Annotated in this window: 16 protein-coding genes and 1 tRNA gene; 8 read left to right on the top strand and 9 right to left on the bottom strand. The window is 63.8% G+C overall.

Features of this window, described 5'->3' with window-relative positions:
• Positions 1-32: 32 nt before the first annotated feature.
• From V6X63_RS01705 to V6X63_RS01685, 5 genes are read left to right on the top strand one after another with little or no spacing between them, the layout of a single operon-like run.
• A complete protein-coding gene (locus V6X63_RS01705) occupies positions 33-1,124 on the top strand; it encodes an ABC transporter ATP-binding protein (protein WP_367977980.1) in 1,092 nt (363 codons plus the stop codon).
• Between the two features lie 41 nt (positions 1,125-1,165).
• Positions 1,166-2,026 (top strand): ABC transporter permease, encoded by an 861-nt coding sequence (locus tag V6X63_RS01700; RefSeq protein ID WP_367977979.1) that lies wholly within the window; start codon positions 1,166-1,168, stop codon positions 2,024-2,026.
• Positions 2,023-2,850 carry an ABC transporter permease gene (locus V6X63_RS01695; protein ID WP_367977978.1) on the top strand — a complete coding sequence of 276 codons (828 nt, stop codon included), beginning with the start codon at positions 2,023-2,025 and terminating at the stop codon, positions 2,848-2,850. Before V6X63_RS01700 ends, V6X63_RS01695 begins: the two co-directional genes overlap by 4 nt.
• Positions 2,847-3,920 carry a polyamine ABC transporter substrate-binding protein gene (locus V6X63_RS01690; RefSeq protein ID WP_367977977.1) on the top strand — a complete coding sequence of 358 codons (1,074 nt, stop codon included), beginning with the start codon at positions 2,847-2,849 and terminating at the stop codon, positions 3,918-3,920. Before V6X63_RS01695 ends, V6X63_RS01690 begins: the two co-directional genes overlap by 4 nt.
• Before the next feature lie 2 nt (positions 3,921-3,922).
• Positions 3,923-4,492 (top strand): pyridoxamine 5'-phosphate oxidase family protein, encoded by a 570-nt coding sequence (locus V6X63_RS01685; RefSeq protein WP_367977976.1) that lies wholly within the window; start codon positions 3,923-3,925, stop codon positions 4,490-4,492.
• A 29-nt stretch (positions 4,493-4,521) separates the two neighbouring features.
• On the opposite strand, the gene V6X63_RS01680 is transcribed toward V6X63_RS01685, so the two are convergent.
• Together V6X63_RS01680 and V6X63_RS01675 are read right to left on the bottom strand one after the other, a co-directional pair.
• Positions 4,522-4,596, bottom strand: a tRNA-Asn gene (locus tag V6X63_RS01680).
• Positions 4,597-4,673: 77 nt separating this feature from the next.
• Positions 4,674-5,864 carry a pyridoxal phosphate-dependent aminotransferase gene (locus tag V6X63_RS01675; RefSeq protein ID WP_367966865.1) on the bottom strand — a complete coding sequence of 397 codons (1,191 nt, stop codon included), beginning with the start codon at positions 5,862-5,864 and terminating at the stop codon, positions 4,674-4,676.
• 65 nt (positions 5,865-5,929) lie between these two features.
• On the opposite strand from V6X63_RS01675, the gene uvrB reads away from it, so the two are divergent.
• Positions 5,930-7,963, top strand: coding sequence for an excinuclease ABC subunit UvrB (uvrB, locus tag V6X63_RS01670; RefSeq protein WP_367977975.1), 2,034 nt, complete (start codon positions 5,930-5,932; stop codon positions 7,961-7,963).
• Positions 7,964-7,969: 6 nt separating this feature from the next.
• Here uvrB and V6X63_RS01665 read toward each other — a convergent pair whose 3' ends face one another.
• From V6X63_RS01665 to V6X63_RS01650, 4 genes are read right to left on the bottom strand one after another with little or no spacing between them, the layout of a single operon-like run.
• On the bottom strand, positions 7,970-9,106 hold the full coding sequence (locus V6X63_RS01665) for an HlyD family secretion protein (RefSeq protein ID WP_367977974.1): 1,137 nt from the start codon (positions 9,104-9,106) through the stop codon (positions 7,970-7,972).
• Positions 9,103-10,425 carry a TolC family protein gene (locus V6X63_RS01660; protein ID WP_367977973.1) on the bottom strand — a complete coding sequence of 441 codons (1,323 nt, stop codon included), beginning with the start codon at positions 10,423-10,425 and terminating at the stop codon, positions 9,103-9,105. The genes V6X63_RS01665 and V6X63_RS01660 overlap by 4 nt, the downstream gene beginning before the upstream one ends.
• Positions 10,425-11,693, bottom strand: coding sequence for a glycosyltransferase family 2 protein (locus V6X63_RS01655; protein WP_367977972.1), 1,269 nt, complete (start codon positions 11,691-11,693; stop codon positions 10,425-10,427). Before V6X63_RS01655 ends, V6X63_RS01660 begins: the two co-directional genes overlap by 1 nt.
• Before the next feature lie 22 nt (positions 11,694-11,715).
• Entirely contained in the window at positions 11,716-13,074 is a 1,359-nt protein-coding gene (locus V6X63_RS01650) for a TackOD1 domain-containing metal-binding protein (RefSeq protein WP_367966860.1), read from the bottom strand.
• Between the two features lie 197 nt (positions 13,075-13,271).
• On the opposite strand from V6X63_RS01650, the gene V6X63_RS01645 reads away from it, so the two are divergent.
• The gene (locus tag V6X63_RS01645; RefSeq protein ID WP_367966859.1) at positions 13,272-13,511 is read left to right on the top strand and encodes a hypothetical protein; all 240 of its coding nucleotides are present in this window, start codon (positions 13,272-13,274) and stop codon (positions 13,509-13,511) included.
• 36 nt (positions 13,512-13,547) lie between these two features.
• Here the strand turns inward: V6X63_RS01645 and V6X63_RS01640 are convergent, their stop codons facing one another.
• Both V6X63_RS01640 and V6X63_RS01635 read right to left on the bottom strand, forming a co-directional pair.
• A complete protein-coding gene (locus V6X63_RS01640; RefSeq protein ID WP_367966858.1) occupies positions 13,548-14,294 on the bottom strand; it encodes a ZIP family metal transporter in 747 nt (248 codons plus the stop codon).
• A gap of 28 nt (positions 14,295-14,322) precedes the next feature.
• Complete coding sequence (locus V6X63_RS01635; RefSeq protein WP_367966857.1) at positions 14,323-15,819, bottom strand: SulP family inorganic anion transporter; 1,497 nt, start codon at positions 15,817-15,819, stop codon at positions 14,323-14,325.
• Positions 15,820-16,039: 220 nt separating this feature from the next.
• On the opposite strand from V6X63_RS01635, the gene V6X63_RS01630 reads away from it, so the two are divergent.
• Positions 16,040-16,513, top strand: a complete 474-nt coding sequence (locus tag V6X63_RS01630; protein WP_367966856.1) for a universal stress protein — start codon at positions 16,040-16,042, stop codon at positions 16,511-16,513.
• Position 16,514: 1 nt separating this feature from the next.
• Here V6X63_RS01630 and V6X63_RS01625 read toward each other — a convergent pair whose 3' ends face one another.
• The gene (locus V6X63_RS01625) at positions 16,515-17,744 is read right to left on the bottom strand and encodes a bifunctional alpha/beta hydrolase/OsmC family protein (RefSeq protein ID WP_367977971.1); all 1,230 of its coding nucleotides are present in this window, start codon (positions 17,742-17,744) and stop codon (positions 16,515-16,517) included.
• Between the last annotated feature and the right edge of the window lies 1 nt (position 17,745).

Below are 17,745 nucleotides of genomic sequence, written 5' to 3'. Positions count from 1 at the left end.
GGTTGTCTTTCGGTATACTGGCCGGCTAACACGTGCACGGCCGCCGGGAGGCGATGCGCATGACCGGTCATGCATTGGCGCGGACGGCTTCCTCCATTCGGATCGAGGCTGTTACCAAAAGCTTTGAGCGCGAGGTGGCGGCGCTGGATTCCGTCACCCTCGATATCGAGGCGGGCGAGTTCTTCACGCTGCTCGGGCCATCGGGCTGTGGTAAGACCACGTTGCTGCGCGTGCTTGCTGGCCTGGAGCAGCCGGACAGTGGTCGGGTGGAGATCGGCGGTCGGTCCATGGCCGGCGTTCCGCCGCATCGCCGCAGCGTCAATACGGTGTTTCAGTCCTACGCGCTCTTCCCGCACCGCAATGTCCGCCAGAATATCGGATTCGGCCTGGAGATGCAGGGCGTGCCCGGCGCAGAGATCGCCGAGCGTTCGCAGGCGATCGCCGAGCTGACGGGGATCGGGACGCTCCTGGAGCGCGATGTCGCCCAGCTCTCTGGTGGTCAGCGTCAGCGCGTCGCTCTTGCGCGGGCCCTCGTCAACGAACCTGATGTGCTGCTGCTCGATGAGCCGCTGTCAGCCCTTGATGCAGGCCTCCGTGCCCATCTGCAGCTCGAGCTCAAGCGCCTGCAACGGCGACTGGGCATGACGTTCGTTTTTGTGACCCATGACCAGGAGGAGGCCATGGTCATGAGCGATCGCATTGCCGTGCTCAACGCCGGGCGCATCGCGCAGGTGGACACGCCACAGGGCATCTACGAGGCGCCGGCGGATCTGTTCGTCGCCCGGTTCATGGGCCATGAGAACTTTGTCCCCATCCGTCAGCGCGACGCCGCGGGCGTCGATACGGCCATCGGGCGCCTGGATGGTGATTTTGGCGCGGGCAGCCATCTGCTGCTGCGACCGGAAGCCATCCGCCTGGATAGCGAGGCGGCACAATCGCCGAATCGGTTCACCGCCCGGGTCCGCGAGCGGCTCTATCGAGGGGGGACAACGGATTACCGACTCGACTGTGGCGAGGTCCAGCTCATGGCCAGCTGCGCAAATCGGGGCCAGCGTGCCCATGAAGTCGGTGATACGGTCAAGGTCGGCGTCTCCGATCGCGGCACGGCAACCCTCGCGGGCTGAGGCTGGTCAGATTGTCCGCTTTGCGCCGCGAAACCGCTCATATGCTCATCACCATTGCCCCGGGCGCCCTTTGCATTCTGGTGTTTCTGGTACTGCCCAGTGCCTATCTGGTGGGCATGGCGTTTCTCACCAATGGTCCCTATGGATTGCCGACACTGCCGCTCAGCCTGCAATCGTTCCGCGAGCTTGCCGGATTCGGTTTTCTGGGCTGGAGCCCGGGCAATCTCTATACGCTGATCCGGTCCGTCTGGCAGACGCTGCTCGCCACCGCACTGGTCATTCTCCTGGCCTATCCCGCGGCCTACTACATCAGCACCCGACCGGCCCGCTGGCGGCCGTTGATGTTGCTGGTCATCGTGGTGCCGTCCTGGACAAATCAGGTGATTCGTTCGGTGGGCTGGATGAATATCTTCGCACCCGGAACACCGGTGTCCGATTTCGCCGCGCTGCTCGGTCTCACGGCGCCGCAGATGGGCCTCTTCCCCTCGCAGTTCGCCGTCATCGTCGGGCTCGTCTACAACTTTCTCCCGTTCATGGTGCTGCCGCTTTATGCCGCCTTCGAGCGCCTGGACACCGAGCAGGTGGAGGCGGCAAAGGACCTGTTTGCAAGCCCGGTGGGGGTATTCCGCCATGCGGTCTTCCCGCAGACGCTGCCCGGGTTGATGGCCGGCACCGTGCTGGTGGCGATCCCGGCGTTCGGGATGTATGTGGTCACCGAACTCCTTGGCGGTGGCAAGGCGACCATGATCGGCAACCTCGTCGCCCGGCAGTTCGCCCAGGCGAGCAACTGGCCGCTGGGGGCTGCCGGCGCCATCATCATGATCGCGGTGACGCTCATCGGCCTGAAGGTCCTGCGGGATCTCGGCCGGCGCCTGGGTGGTGATCGAGAGGTCGTGCTGTGAGGCGTGGTGGCCTTGAGTATGCCCTGCGAGCCTTCTGGATCGTGCTGCTGGTGTTCCTGTATGCGCCGCTCGCGGTGGTGGTCTTCTTCTCGTTCAACAGCATCAATTCGTCGGCGCGCTTTGCCGGCTTCTCGCTGCAGTGGTACGAGCGGCTTTTCCGCAACGAGGCCATCATTTCGGCATTGACGAACACGGTGGTGCTGGCGACGGTCTCGACGCTCATCGCCGTGATCATCGGCGGTCTGCTCGGGTACGGATTCTATCGCTACCGGCTCGGTCGTTTGAGCTGGCTGGTCTGGCTCATCTACCTACCCGTGATCATGCCGGATATCGTCTTCGGAATCGCCGAGATGACCTTTTTCGTGGCCATCAATGAACGACTCGGCATCCTCTCGCCGGGCCTGGGCACGATGGTGATCGCGCATGTCACTTTCCAGGTGCCGTTCGTGGCATTGCTGGTCAATGCGCGTCTGCTGTCGCTGGATCCGCAGTTGTTCGAGGCCTGTCACGATCTCTACGCAGGGCCGTGGCAGCGGGCCCGGTTCTTTCTGCTGCCGGTGCTGCGTCCGGCGATCCTGTCGAGTTTCCTGCTGGCGCTGACGCTGTCCATCGATGATTTCGTCATCAGCTTCTTTACCGCGGGCCCGCAGAGCACCACACTGCCCATCTATATCTGGAGTGCCATCAAGAAGGGGGTTACCCCCGAGGTGAACGCCATCGCCACGCTGATGATCGGCAGCGTTTTCGTGGTGGCACTTTTCAGTCTGTTGGCCCAGCAGGGGTCATCCGGGGGAAAACAATCCAAAGGGGGAACAAAGGCATGACGCATCGCAGGATCGGGGTAACCGCAATGGCCGTCGCGCTGGCTGCCGGGGCCGGGCAGGCCGCAGCCCAGTTCGAAGGGGAGACCCTGTCGCTTTTCAACTGGTCGCAGTACATGGACCCGGCGATCATCGAGGGTTTCGAGGACGAATACGGCGTTGAGGTGGTGGAGAACTACTTCAACTCCAACGGCGAGATGTTTGCCAAGCTGCAGGCCGGTGGCGTCAGCCAGTACGACATCGTCGTGCCGTCGAATTACTATGTGTCCCGTCTCGTGGAGAGCGGCCTGGTCCAGCCGCTGGATCACGACCGCCTGCCCAATCTCGACAACCTCATGGGGACGTTCATTGATCCGGATTTCGATCCGGGCAACCGGTATTCCGTGGCGTACCAGTGGGGCACGACCGGGCTGGTGTATGACCGTGATGCGCTCGGCGATGTGCCGGCCAGCTGGTCGGTCCTGTTCGACCCCGAAGTCAACCCGGATGCGCCGTTTGCGCTGCCCGAGGACGCCCAGGTGACCCTCGGTGCGGCCTGTGCCTGGCTGGGCCATGGCTACGACTGCACGGGTCGGGACGCACTGGAGGAGGCGGCACGCCTGGTGCTCGAGACCAAACAGCGGGACAACTTCGCCGGTTTCATCCAGGGTACGCCGGTGCTCCAGCAGCTGGTGCGGGGCTCCGTGGCCGCCGGGATGACCTTCAACGGTGATTACCTGTTCTTCAAGTCGGAGGATCCCGAGGGGTTTGAGAACATCGAATACGTCATCCCCAAGGAGGGCGCCGAGGTCTGGGTGGACAATATGATGATCCCCGCCGAGGCCCCCAATCCGGCCCTGGCGCATGCATTCATCGACTATATCCTGCGTGCGGAGGTAGGTGCTCAGCTGTCGAACTGGAATTACTACTCGAGCCCTAATGAGGCGGCACTCCCCATGCTCGACGAGGTCCTGCAGCAGCCGCCGATCACTCCGACCGATGCCGAGATGGAATCCCTGACCTTCATACCCAGCCTCAAGGGGGACAATCTGCAGTTCCTCCAGCAGGTCTGGCGTGAGGTGGAGTCGCGATAGCGATGAATCCGGAATCCCATGAGTGGGCCACGTCACTTCCAGCGCTTCATGATCAGGCCTGGAAGCGCCTCAGGCGTGGTGTCGCGGACCGCCGTTCCGCGGGGCGTCATCCCACGCTGGTCACGGTGGACGCTGAGGGCGGGCCGCAGGCGCGGACTGTCGTGCTGCGCGCCGCGGACCGGAAGGAGGCCACCCTGCGGATTTATACGGACCGGCACTCGGACAAGGTGGGAGAAGTGCAGGCAAACCCGGTCGCCGGCCTGCATTTCTGGGATTCCGCAGCCCATCTGCAGATTCGGCTGCAGGGGAATGTGTCGGTCCTCTCGGGCGAGTCCGTCCGGGCGGTCTGGGAAAGCCTCCCGGATCATGCCCGGGATTGCTATGGCCGCGATCCAGCGCCGGGTAATGTGCTTGATGAGGCGCTGGACTACCGCAAGTGGTCGGATCTGGCGGCATTCGCCGTGATGGAGCTGACCATCCAGTGGATGGATATCCTGCATCTAGGGCGTCATCACCGCCGGGCCAGGTTTGAGCGATCGGACGGATGGGCCGGTCAGTGGGTGGTGCCGTAAGGCTCTGAGGTGGGGAATCGACGGATGAGTGGCTCCCCGGGACGGATTCGAACCGCCGACCCAGTGATTAACAGTCACTCGCTCTACCGCTGAGCTACCGGGGAATCGCCGTCTTGTCGAAGCGCGTAGTTTAGCGCCTCACGCCGTGCCGTCAACCGACACGGCGCGATTGCAGGGCCGTTCAGTCGCGCCCGAACACGCCCTCGAGCCGGTCCATGGCCTTTTCCAGATTCTCCATGCTGGTGGCATAGGAAATGCGGGCATGGCCGGGAAGGCCGAAGGCTGTACCGGGCACGAGCGCCACATTTGCCTCGCCGATGAGATATTCGGCGAGTACTGTGTCGCTGCTGACGCCTTCGATGTTGGTGATCGCTTCACTGACATCCGGATAGGCGTAGAAGGTGCCGTCGCCGGCGATGCAGCTGACACCGCGCATGGCATTCAGGCGCTCGACGACATAGTCATGGCGCTCGCGGAAGGCCTTGACCATCGGCGCGATGACGCCCTGGTCGCCGTCCAGCGCAGCCACCGAGGCCGCCTGCGAAATGGAGCTGGCGTTGGAGGTACTCTGCGACTGGATTTTCTTCATGGCGCCGATCACGCGGGCGGGCCCCGCGGCGTAACCGATCCGCCAGCCAGTCATGGCGTACGCCTTGGATACCCCGTTGACCACCACCGTGCGGTCGACGAGATCCGGGCAGACCATCGCGATGTTGCTGAACGCCTCTTCCGTCCAGAGGATGTGCTCGTAGATATCATCGCTTGCGATCAGTACCTGCGGGTATCGGCGAAGGACCTCGCCCAGGGCCTCGAACTCCGCCCGGCTATAGGCGCTGCCGGTGGGGTTGGAGGGGCTGTTGAGCACCACGATGCGGGTGCGTTCGGTAATGGCCGCGTCGAGCTGCGCCGGCGTGATCTTGAAACGCTGCGACTGGTCCGCCTCGACGATGCGGGGCACGCCGTCGGCCAGCAGGGCCATATCCGGATACGACACCCAGTAGGGGGCCGGAATCACCACCTCGTCACCGGCATTCAGCACGGCAGTGAACAGGTTGTAGAGGCTCTGCTTGGCGCCGGAGGAGACGAGGATCTGATTGGCCTCATACTCAAGACCATTATCCCGCTCGAACTTCGCCTGAATCGCCTGCTTGAGCGCCGGGGTGCCGTCCACCGGGGTATAACGGGTCTGGCCGTTGCGGATCGCCTGGATGGCCGCTTCGCTGATATGCTCGGGCGTATCGAAATCGGGCTCGCCGGCCCCGAGGCCGATGATGTCATGCCCGGCGGCGCGCATCTCCGCGGCGCGGGCGGTGACGGCCATCGTGGGCGAGGGCTTGACGCGTTCCACGCGCTCGGAAAGTTGAATATCCAAGGATCGCCTCCACTTCTGTTGTTTGGCGTGAATGATACGCGAAACACCATCGGACCTGCATTGCCATGACGGATCAGACACTGCGTTTCCAGATCGAAAGCGATTTCGAGCCAGCGGGCGATCAGCCGGCGGCGATCGAGTCGCTGGCGGCCAGCCTGCGGGCCGGCCACCCACATCAGACACTGCTCGGCGTGACCGGGTCCGGGAAGACCTTCACCATGGCGAGCCTCATCGCCCAGGAGCAGCGCCCCGCGGTGATTCTCGCCCCGAATAAGACATTGGCGGCGCAGCTCTACGGCGAAATGAAGGCCTTCTTCCCGAACAACGCCGTGGAGTACTTCGTCTCCTACTATGACTACTATCAGCCAGAGGCGTATGTGCCATCTTCCGACACCTTCATTGAGAAGGATGCCTCGGTCAACGAACACATTGAGCAGATGCGCCTCTCGGCGACCAAGGCCATCATCGAGCGGCGGGATACGATCATCGTCGCGTCGGTCTCATCGATCTACGGTCTCGGTGACCCCACCGCCTATCTGGAAATGGTCCTGCATCTGCAGCAGGGCGAGCAGGTGGATCAGCGCCGCATCCTCCGCCGGCTCGCCCAGCTGCAGTACGCCCGCAACGATTATGACTTCTCGCGCGGCACCTACCGTGCGCGCGGTGACGTCATCGACATTTTCCCCGCGGAGTCCGAGGACGAGGCGGTGCGGGTGGAACTCTTCGATGACGAGATCGAGAGTCTCGCCTGGTTCGACCCGCTCACCGGAGAGGTGCTGCGGCGGGTGCCGCGGCTGACGGTCTACCCGAAGTCCCACTATGTCACGCCGCGTGAGACCGTGCTGAGCGCCGTGGAAAAGATCAAGGTCGAGCTCAAGGAACGGCTCGAGCAGCTGCAGGGCGCCGGCCGTCTGCTCGAGGCGCAGCGGCTTGAGCAGCGCACCCGCTTTGACCTCGAGATGATGCAGGAACTGGGCTACTGCAACGGGATCGAGAACTACTCCCGCTATCTGTCCGGGCGTGGACCGGGAGAACCCCCGCCGTGTCTGTTCGATTATGTGCCGGACGATGCCATCCTTTTCATTGACGAATCCCATGTCACCGTCTCGCAGGTCGGCGGCATGTATCGCGGCGACCGGGCGCGCAAGGAAACGCTGGTGGAATACGGCTTCCGGCTGCCCTCGGCGCTGGACAACCGGCCATTGAAATTCGAGGAATTCGACGCAATCGCGCCTCAGCGCATCTACGTTTCGGCCACGCCGGGTCCATACGAGCAGAAACACTCGGCCACGGTGGCCGAGCAGGTCGTCCGGCCCACCGGTCTGGTGGATCCGGCCGTGGAGGTGCGGCCGGCCGGTACCCAGGTGGATGATGTGCTCGGCGAGATCAGCGAACGCAGCCAGGCCGGCGAGCGTGTTCTGGTGACCACGCTGACGAAGCGGATGGCCGAGGACCTGACGGAGTACCTCTCGGAGAACGGCGTGCGGGTCCGCTACCTGCACTCCGACATCGATACGGTGGAGCGCACGGAAATCATCCGCGACCTCCGCCTGGGAGAATTCGATGTTCTAGTTGGCATTAATCTTCTGCGAGAAGGTCTTGATATTCCAGAGGTTTCGCTGGTAGCAATCCTCGATGCCGACAAGGAGGGCTTCCTGCGCGCCGAGCGCTCACTGATCCAGACCATCGGCCGGGCGGCACGCAACGTCAATGGCCGGGCCATCCTCTACGCCGATCAGATCACCGACTCCATGCGCCGGGCGATCGATGAGACGGAGCGCCGGCGCGAGAAGCAGATGGCCCACAACGAGGCACACGGCATCACGCCGCAGGGGATTCGCAAGGCGATCGCCGATGTCATGGAACGGGGATGGGCCAGCGCACCGGATACCGCTGAGCATTACGCCGAGGTGGCGGAAGAGGCGCGCGCCTATGCCGACCTGACCACGGCTCAGGCGGTCAAGCGGATCAAGGAGCTTGAACAGCAGATGCATCAGCACGCCCGCAACCTTGAGTTTGAGGAGGCCGGCAAACTGCGTGACGAGATCAAGCGGTTGCAGCGCCATGCCCTCGGGGAGCCTGATCGCGACACGGCATGACCGCCGCTATTGTGTCTCCTGACCCTGGGCGAAGGCGGTCACCGCGCCCTCCATGGCGGGCATGAGGTCCAGGCGTCTGAGCGCAACATCGAGTCCCCTCGCGAACTCCACCGACACCGGCAGGCCATGGACCGCCATGGCTTCCGGGACCGCCTCGTTGAGACCGATGCGCACCATCAATGCGGCCTCGGCGTCCTGGATGATCTGTCGCATGGTCGGCGGGACCCGGCCTGTCAGCCGCGGGCGGCCGATCACCTCACCGGGAAGCCGGGTGCCGTCCGGGAGCCGCACCTCCACTCTCCCGCCCGCGCGTACGAAGGTGCCGTCAGCCGGGTTCAGATAGGCGGTCAGCTCGGGAACGGAGGGTCGGGTCATGGTCAGCAGCGTTGTCCCGGGGCCCACCGTGTCGCCGGGTCGGACCTCGACCTCGACAATATCGCCGTCTACATCGGCTCGGATATCGAGGAAGGTCTGGTTGGTTCGGGCGATATCCAGGGACAGTCTCAGCTGCCGCTCGCGCTCGCGCAGGCTGGCGTCCCCCTGCTGCAGGGCCCGCTCCGCCTCGAGCGCCCGTTCCCTTGCCTCCATCAGACGACGACGCGTCTCCTGCAGTCGGGCCGCCACCTCGTACTGTTCGCGTCCCGTGATGGCACCCCCGCGGGACAGGGCCCTGACCTGCTGCAGCCATTCCGTCTGATCATCCAGCAGGGTCTCCAGAGCGGCGATTTCATCGCGTGCCATCGTGAGACTGCGTTGTGCCTGATCACGCGCCCGGGCCTTGTCCGCCCGCATGCGCTCGAGCTCCTGGCGGAGGTGGCGGATACGTCCGCGGATTTCCGGGTTCTCCATGCGGATCAGGGGCTGTCCCGCCGCGACGCTGTCGTTCTCTTCGACCAGCACCTCCCGGACAACGCCGCTCACCATGGCACCGGCTCGGGTGGTTTCGTAGGAAAGCACGCCGCTGGCATCCACCATGAGGCCGCCCCGCAGGATCATCCAGGCCAGATAGATCAGCGGGCTCGAGACGACGAGGATGACCAGGAACCAGCGCAGCCGGGGCGTCGGACGGCGTGCCGACCCGTACTGTATGGGAATGCCACTGCCGATTCGGCGGCTGCCACGGTCGGTGAACTGGACTCTCATGATGTCGGGATCTCCTCTCGGGCCGATTCCATGATCTCCGGCCGCGGTGCGCTGCAGCCGGGTGTCTCGATGGTCTCGAGCGGTGCGCGCGCAACCAGCCATTCGGCCTCGCGATCAAGTCGCTCATCGGCGGTCTGGTACCAGCGGATCGCGGCGCGCAGGGCCGGCATCGGGCTGCGGGTCAGACCGGATCGCAGTCGACGTCGCTCTTCATTCCAGTCGTCGCGGGCCTGGTCCAGGCGGGCATTGGCGGCCTGCCGGGCCTGAGTGGTGTTGCGCAGCTCCGCCATGGCCACACCGATGCGCCCGCGCAGTTCCTGTCGGTTGGCCTCAATCCGGCGCTGGACCTGAAGGACTTCCGCGTTGCGCAGATTTCGCCGCGCATCACGTGCCTGACCGAGGCTGAGCGGTATTTCCGCCGTGAGGCCTATGCTCGTCTCATCGCCGTTTTCGTCCCAGTCCTCGACGGTCTGGGTATGGGTCAGCACCAGATCAGACTGGACTTCATCGGCGAGGCCGCTATTGCCGCGTTCCAGCAGTAACGCCAGTTCCCGGCGGGCGCTCTCGCTGATCGGGTCGGCGGCCAGCGCCGCCTCGAGCAGCACGCCCGCGCGCCCGCATATCCCGCGCTCCACCGGCCAGCGCGGATCAAAAGGGCGGATGCTCTCGCCCAGCAGGGCCTCGAGTGCATGCAGCTGCATCTGACGATCATTGCGCGCCCGCCGCCGGTTTTCCCGGGCCAGGCGCAGGGCCGAGCGCGCCTCGGCAAACTCGGAGGCGCGCAGAGTGGTACCGACCTGGGGCCGAAGCCCTTCAAGGCGGTCCGACAGTCTCTGATGCCAGGCGGATGCCAGTCGGTAGCGGCGATCACTGATCCAGTATTTCGCATAGGCTTCGCGTACTTCCCTGCCTACGGTCTCGGTGATCTCGCCGGTTCTACCCTCGGCGCGCACTCGCTGCCGTTCAAGCGTGAGCAGGGCTTTACGCTGTGCCGTCAGGCTACCGAGCAGGGGGCGGCTGACGCCGATGTCTCCCTGGAGACGGTCGTACCGTCGGTTGCCGTTGTTGCCTTCGATCTCATTGACGGCAGCGCCCGACAGGGCGCCAAAGGCACGCCAGCCGCCTTCGGCCTCCAGCTGCCGGTGCTGCTGCTCGATGACATCCGCTTCGGCGCGCGCGGCCTGCACCCGCGGCGAGGTATCCAAGGCGGCGGTGAGAGCCGTACGCTCGAGTGGTGGTTCTCCATCCATGGCAAAGGCGTGGGGCAGTGACGTGGCCGCGACGGTCAGGGAAACGGTGAGAGAGAGGAAGAAACGCATCAGTAACGGCTCCTTTTCAGGATCCACCAGGGCGCCATGCTGGAGTCCTTGTGGGTCTCGAGGACGATCTCCGCGAGGATGGCCACGGTTGACCACAACCGCATGACTCCCCGATAGATCGGGAACAGGGGTACCAGGAGCAGCAGTCGCAGGTCCTCGCCACGCCGCTCAGAGAGCATGGCAATGGAGATGACGGTCATGAGCAGCGAGATCAGCAGATACAGGCCATAAATGAGGATCAGCCCCGCCATCACCTGTTCGGCAGGGCGTGTCATCAGGATCCAGATCAGATAGATCACGATCACGAAGGGCAGAACGATCTGGTGGAGGAGGCCGTACCAGAGCGTGGCGATCAGATTCGGCCAGCCCATGATGCCGGGTGCGAAGGCGCCGCGATGCTTGCGTGCGTAGATATAGAAAAGATCACCATCCCAGCGCAGGCGTTGCTTGAGGAGCTCGCGAAAGCCGACTGGCACATCGGTATGCCCGATTGCGTATGGCTCGAAGCCGATGCGCCGATCACGACGGCGGCGCCCATAGCGTTTCAGGCGCATCGTCATATCGAGATCCTCGGCGGTGCCGCACTCCCAGCCACCCATGCGAGTCAGGACATCCCGGCGGAAGACGCCGAAGGCGCCCGAGACGTTGTTCAGGAGGTTGAAGGCACCAAGCCCGGTTCGGGTGGCGATGAGCCCCACCAGGTACTCCAGCGCCTGAAAACGGGTCCAGAGGCTGGCCTGGCGATTGCGGACCCGCAGCGTGCCGGTGAGTCCCAGCATGGCCGGGTCGGCCATGCGCGAGACGGCCTCGGCGACCATGTTGTTATCGAAACTGGTGTCGCCATCAAGGGCCATGACAATCTCGCCGCGGCTCAGCTGAAGGCCGGCGTTCATTGATGAAACGCGTCCACCCCGTTGCCACTTGGGCAGGATTTTCAATACCCGCTGGTGCGACCGGGCCAGCTCGGACTTCATGGCCTGCAGCGCCCGCCATGTCCCGCGGTTGGCCGATGCACCGTCAACAACGGCCAGGATCTCGATGGGGCCGGGGTAGATCTGGCTGGCGAGGCTGCGGATGGTGTTCTGGACCGCCGGACCCTCGCTGTAGCACGTGATCACGCAACTCACACGCGGCGCATGGAACCGTGCCTGTCGGTGGGCCCGCCGATGGATGAAGCGATAGCGGACGATGCCGGCAACGATCAGTGCATAGAGCGGCAGCTCGAGCAGCAGCACCATGGGGAATAACGGCTGCTGGGACGCCATCATCGATGCCGCTTGAAAGGAGGCCTCAAGCATTCGCGGTGCCTTCGGATGCTCGAAGCACCTGGTCCATGACGGACCGCGCATCCTCACCGAGGCCTCGCAGATCGGACGAGCGCAGCACACGTGCCGAGAGAGTCAGTCCGGCTTCCTGTGGCGTTCCCTCTTCGCGGATCGCCCTCTGCAGCCGATCGAGGAGGACTTTCGCCTCGCGCGAATCCCCCTGCGGCATCAGGATCCAGAAATCGGGCTCCCGGGTCCGCGTGCAGACATCGGCCTCGCGCAGGAACTCCGGCAGGCGTTCCGCGAACGCCCGGACCAGGACACGGGCCTGCGCCCGGCCTTGCGCCGACTGCGCCGGGGCCGGCCAATGCAGCTGGATGAGTATCAGCGCGAACCGGCAGTCGGCGTGTGCACGGGTGATCCCCATCTGCCAGTCAAGGAGATGCTCGAAGCGCTCCGGGTTGAGATAGCGATCGGCATCGAAGCGCTCGAATACCCGACCGGCGCTGCCGTCCAGTGCGCTCATCCGTCCGTATTCCGTGAGCTGGTACGTGCCAGCCTCGCGCGCCATCAGCATGTCGGGATGGCATTCGTGACTGCAGATGCTGCAGCGGGCGATGACATCCGGTTCGGTGAAGCGGTCTCCGCATCGGCGGCACAGGTAGTGCTCTAGCGGTCGGTCATAGTCCGTGCCGATATGACGCAGACGCGCCCGGCAGTTGGGGCATTGCAGACTGCCATCGGACATGAACCGGCCCTGGCTCTCGACATGACCGCAACGGAAGCAATGGATGGATTCATCGGGCGCGATATCGATCCGTGCGCAGTTCGGGCAGGTATCGACGAACAGCAGATGGGCACCCCCACAGCCCGGGCAAAGACGCAGTCGTTCGATGAGCTCGCGGCGGACCAGCAGGCCCCGGGCGGCCAGTACCGGCAGGCTTTCGCCGCTCTCGCCGGCGCCCAGCGCGGCCAGCAGGGGATAGCGGTAGACGCTGGGGCTGCGCCAGTCACGCAAGGGTGCCAGGGGACGGGACGGCCGCAGCGCGAGGTAGCTGAGGAGCCTTGCCTCGGGCGTTGATGCCGGCAGTGCGTGCTGGCCATCGACCTTTTGCCAGTGTTCGGCCGCCATGGAGGCGGCCTCGGCCTCGTCATTCACCAGACCGTCCAGGAGCAGGGCCAGCTCGTCGCGATCGATACCCTCAGGGGGCGGCCCCGACGCGATCGCGAACAACGGATAATAGGCATGGCGGGGATCACCACGCTGGGTGCGCGCGGCCGCCACCAACGCCTCTCCCGTCAGTCCCGTGATGATCAGTCCATCGAGTTGATCATCGCCGATAACGACGAGATTCGATCCGGGCCGCTCGCTGGTGAAATGCATGTACCTGAGTCGCTCCTTGCGCTTGTTGCGGTGAGTGCAACGAGACGGTAGGAGCAGTGGGGGAGACCGACAATGCGCCGTTTGGGTGAAATAGAGGCGTACTCCCTCGAAATGACGTGTGTCAGCGAGGGAATCCTCCTTTAAGACGACATCAGATCGCGCGCCAATTTCGTAAACTGCTCAGCGGATTCTAGTGAATGGTGGGCGATTCGATGGGGAATGATTGCGGAAAGGACTGGGGGAAAATCAGGTCATTCGGGATATTTTCCACATCTGTCGGTGGTCTGGCCGGGCTGATATCGGGCGATGGGTTAATTCTTTTTTTGTCCCTGATCGTTGCCGCAATGATGCTTGCATTACGCCTTAATGAAGAAATGCGCGAATCTCAGCAAAGCGGAGATTACAAAAAGGGCTGGGAGCGTTGGGGGGCTGGATGACTTGGCCAATGCCATGCCCCTGAGCGTGGCTAAGGTTCAGTGCGGCAGCATGATCTGTAGGGCGGACATGCCCATGAAGGCGAGGACAACGACGATACCCACCGCCGAGGCTGACAGGTCCCTGTTCGCATCGGGCATCATCTCGGCGAATACCATCCAGATCATGGCGCCGGCAGCCAGGCCGAGGCCAATGGGCAGGAATGGTTCGAAGGCGGACACGGCGAGATAGGCGGGAATGGCCATGAGGGGCTGGGGGAGGCTGGAGAAAATCGACCATCCGGCCGCCTGCCAGACCGGAACGCCACGAGGCACGAGTACCAGCGCGATCGCGAGGCCTTCCGGGATATTGTGGATCGCGATCGCTGCCGTGATGAAGACACCGAGCTGCTCGCCGCCGCCATAAGCGACTCCGACTCCGACCCCCTCGGCGAAAGAATGGATGGTCATCACCCCGACGATCATGATGGCCTTGCGGGCGTTCGCGCCCCGCAACTCACCGATGTCTGGCGTATCGAGATGATCCATCAGGCGGTCAGAGAGCACCACGAGGACAAGCCCGCTGGCGATGCCGATCAGGGTACGCCATCCATTGATGCTGTTGCCCTCGGTGATCAGGCTGAAACTGGCGGCAAACATGAGCCCGCCGGCCATTGCCGCACCAACCGCCAGCCAGCGCGTGCTGACGCGATCGGCGAACACCAGCGGGAATGCCCCCAGGCCGGTGGTGATCGCCGTGATCAGGGCCGCAATGAAAACCGTTAGCAGCGAGACTTCGATTGCCATGTGTGATCCCCGGGTCTATCCGGCCGCGTCAGTGTCCCACCGACTTCGCGCCGGGCTCATCATAGGCGGATAACTCATCCATCAGGTGAGCGCCCTGTCCCTCGGGATGCCGCACGGCGACCTCGACGCCGTTGCGACGCAGCTTGCCGACGACACGGTCGACGGCGCCGACGGCCGAGCTGTCCCACAGTGTGGCGTGGGTCAGGTCAATGGTGACCCGGGGAACGCCCGCGCCATAGTCAAAGCCGGCGAGGAAATTATCGACCGCCACGAAAAAGAGCACACCGCGGACATCGTATGTCCGATGTCCTCCGTCATCGCTGTCCCGGGCGGTGACCTCGATCTGGCGGGCGAGTTTGCGGACGAAAAAGACCGCGCTCAGCAGGACACCGGCGAATACGCCCTTGGAGAGGTCGTGGGTGACCACCACGGTGACGACCGTCACGATCAGGACGAAGGCATCACTGCGCGGCATTTTCCGGAGCATTGAGAAGGTGCTCCAGTCGAACGTGCCGATGGACACCATGATCATCACCGAGACCAGCGCGGGCATCGGGATCATGGAGACCAGGTCGCCAAGGACCAGAATGAAAAACAGCAGGTAAATGCCTGCCGCGAGGCTGGAGAGCCGCCCCCGACCCCCCGATTTCACGTTAATGATCGACTGCCCGATCATGGCACAGGAGGCCATGCCGCCGAACAGCCCGCAGACGATATTGCCGACGCCCTGGCCGTTACATTCGCGGTTTTTCTTGCTTGGCGTATCGGTCAGGTCGTCGACAATGGAGGCGGTGAGCAGCGATTCCAGGAGCCCGACGATGGTCAATGCCATCGCAGTCGGCAGGATGATCCGGAGTGTCTCCAGCGTGAACGGCACCGTTGGCAGGCCGAACATCGGCATGCCCGATGGCAGATCGCCCATGTCACCCACGGAGTTGAAGGGGTTGCCGAGGAAATAGCCGGCGGCGGTCAGTGCCACAATAGCCACGAGCGCCGGCGGGATCGCGCGATTGATGTAGGGGAAGAGGTAAAGGATCGCGAGTCCCGCCGCCACCATGACATAGGTGGGGATTCCGTGTCCGACGAAGTGGGGGATCTGCGCGAGAAAGATGAGGATCGCCAGGGCATTGACGAATCCCTGCATCACGGTCCGCGGGATGAACATCATGTAGCGGGCCAGCCTGAGCCAGCCGAATACGATCTGCAGCACGCCGGTCAGGATGGTGGCGGCGAACAGATACTCCACCCCGTGTTCCGCCACCAGCGTGATCATGACCAATGCCATCGCGCCGGTGGCCGCGGAGATCATCCCCGGACGGCCGCCGGTGAACGCGATGACCACCGCCATGCAGAACGAGGCATAGAGGCCCAGCGCGGGATCCACCCCGGCAATCACGGAAAATGCGATGGCCTCGGGAATGAGCGCCAGGGCCACCACCATGCCGGCGATCAGGTCACCGCGCCAGTTGAAAAACCAGGAACGATGTAGCGCGGCACCGTAGCGCTTCAATGTATCGGGTTGCATTTCCTGCCTGTCCGCTGGCGCGGATTATTCAGTCGTGGTGTACGCGGGGAGCTGTCTCGCGCGCCTGCGCTTTAAAGGCTGAGTAAGCTACTGGGTTTGCTGCATCGCGGCAACCTGGCGCGGGTCGATGGGCGTCCCGTCATCCGCGATGAGGCGTCATTATCCGACATCGTGAAATTCGGCTAACATGGCGCCCCATTTCCTTTCAGGCTGAGGTCAGATGCTCCAGCGAATTCTTGTCCCCGTTAACTTCACCACGGCCTCGGCGCGGGCGCTTGCGGTGACCCGGGACTATCATCCTCAAGCCACCGTGCGGCTGCTGTATGTCGTCAATCCCAGCGATATCGCCTCGGCGACGGCCAATCCGGCGATCAACCCAACGCATGCAAGGGATGAGCGGAACAAGGCGGAGCAGGAGGCCTTCGCACGGCTCGAGCGCTGGAAGCGCGATGACGAGGAGATGGCCGTGGCGGTAGGCAGCGCCGCCGAGACGATCAGCGAGCATGCGAAGCAGTGGGAGGCGGATCTCATTGCCATGGGCACGCGGAGCCGCACCGGGTTGCAGCAATTCCTGCATGGCTCGGCCACCGAATGGCTCGTCCGCCACGCCGATCAGCCGATTCTCGTCGTCCATGATGTGGAGCTGGCGGAGGACCAGAAGCGGCATCTGCCGCCGTTGGAGCAGACGGGCTAGATCAGTCCCGGCCGTCCGTCAGCACGGTTTCGACCACGATTTCGGACTCCAGGGTCCGATGCACAGGGCACTTGTCGGCGATTTCCAGCAGCCGCTGGCGATCCTCGCTGCTGAGTTCTCCCGCCAGATGGATGCGGCGGTGGAAGACGTCCAGACGCGCACCGCCCTCGCCACAGTGCTCGCAATCCGTTCGATGTTCCTTGTCATGCGTGACGTCGGTAGAGACATGCTCCAGCGGGATGCCCTTCCGCCGGGCAACCATGCGGATGGTCATGCTGGTGCAGGCACCGAGACCGGCCGCCACGAGCTGGTAGGGCGACGGGCCACGATCCGTGCCACCCAGCTTGACCGGTTCATCGGCGGTCAGCATGTGCTTGCCCGACACATTGATGTCCTGCCGGAAGCCCTTCGGGCTGACCTCCGAGACCCGGGTGACGCCCTCGGGTGCCCTCGCGGGTAGCGCTTCATCGGCCAGTTGGAGGTAGCGCGTTGACCAGGCGCCGATGACATCGGCCGCATAGTCGGCATCTTCAGCCCGAGTAATCAGATGATCGGCATCATCCAGGGTGATGAAGCTCTTTGGATGCATGGCCCCCTGGAAGATTTCGGCGGCGTTGCGGATGCCGACGGTCGTATCCTGCGGCGAGTGGAGCACCAGCAGCGCCGCGTGCATTTGTTTCAGTGCCTCGTCCAGTCTGGCCTCGGTGATGTCATCCAGAAACTGTCGGCGAATGGTGAATGGCCGTCCCGCCAGATCCACCTGGGCTTCCCCGTGTTCCCGGATCGCATCAAGCTGTTCGGCAAAGTGCTTTGAGACATGGCCGGGATCGGCCGGCGCGCCGATGGTGACGACGGCGCGAATGCCATCGATCTGGGGTGCCGCCTTGATCACCGCTGAACCGCCCAGCGAATGACCGATCAGCAGTTGTGGAGTGGCCACGTTCTCCCGCAGGAAGTCAGCGGCGCGGCACAGGTCTTCGACGTTTGAGGTGAAATTCGTATTCTCGAACTCACCCTCGGAATGCCCGAGCCCGGTGAAATCGAAGCGCAGCACGGCAATGCCCTGAGCGGCCAGTCGTCCGGCGATACGCCGCGCCGCCGGAATGTCCTTCGAGCAGGTGAAACAGTGCGCGAACAGTGCAGCGGCGCGCACGGGGCCGTCCGGTAGATCGAGCCGGGCATTGAGTGTGTCGCCGCTATGTCCCTTGAACGTGATTTTTCTGGTGTCCATT

The sequence above is a fragment of the Spiribacter onubensis genome, assembly GCF_040838425.1.
GTDB lineage: Bacteria > Pseudomonadota > Gammaproteobacteria > Nitrococcales > Nitrococcaceae > Spiribacter > Spiribacter onubensis.
This window is presented reverse-complemented; position numbering and strand designations above follow the sequence as displayed.

Bases quoted from the DNA above. Each gene is read 5' to 3' on its own strand.
- V6X63_RS01655 (WP_367977972.1), bottom strand. From the start codon at position 11,693: ATGATGGCGTCCCAGCAGCCGTTATTCCCCATGGTGCTGCTGCTCGAG.
- V6X63_RS01690 (WP_367977977.1), top strand. From the start codon at position 2,847: ATGACGCATCGCAGGATCGGGGTAACCGCAATGGCCGTCGCGCTGGCT.
- V6X63_RS01700 (WP_367977979.1), top strand. From the start codon at position 1,166: ATGCTCATCACCATTGCCCCGGGCGCCCTTTGCATTCTGGTGTTTCTG.
- V6X63_RS01665 (WP_367977974.1), bottom strand. From the start codon at position 9,106: ATGAGAGTCCAGTTCACCGACCGTGGCAGCCGCCGAATCGGCAGTGGC.
- V6X63_RS01645 (WP_367966859.1), top strand. From the start codon at position 13,272: ATGGTGGGCGATTCGATGGGGAATGATTGCGGAAAGGACTGGGGGAAA.
- V6X63_RS01650 (WP_367966860.1), bottom strand. From the start codon at position 13,074: ATGCATTTCACCAGCGAGCGGCCCGGATCGAATCTCGTCGTTATCGGC.
- uvrB (WP_367977975.1), top strand. From the start codon at position 5,930: ATGACGGATCAGACACTGCGTTTCCAGATCGAAAGCGATTTCGAGCCA.
- V6X63_RS01685 (WP_367977976.1), top strand. From the start codon at position 3,923: ATGAATCCGGAATCCCATGAGTGGGCCACGTCACTTCCAGCGCTTCAT.
- V6X63_RS01630 (WP_367966856.1), top strand. From the start codon at position 16,040: ATGCTCCAGCGAATTCTTGTCCCCGTTAACTTCACCACGGCCTCGGCG.
- V6X63_RS01635 (WP_367966857.1), bottom strand. From the start codon at position 15,819: ATGCAACCCGATACATTGAAGCGCTACGGTGCCGCGCTACATCGTTCC.
- V6X63_RS01640 (WP_367966858.1), bottom strand. From the start codon at position 14,294: ATGGCAATCGAAGTCTCGCTGCTAACGGTTTTCATTGCGGCCCTGATC.
- V6X63_RS01625 (WP_367977971.1), bottom strand. From the start codon at position 17,744: ATGGACACCAGAAAAATCACGTTCAAGGGACATAGCGGCGACACACTC.
- V6X63_RS01660 (WP_367977973.1), bottom strand. From the start codon at position 10,425: ATGCGTTTCTTCCTCTCTCTCACCGTTTCCCTGACCGTCGCGGCCACG.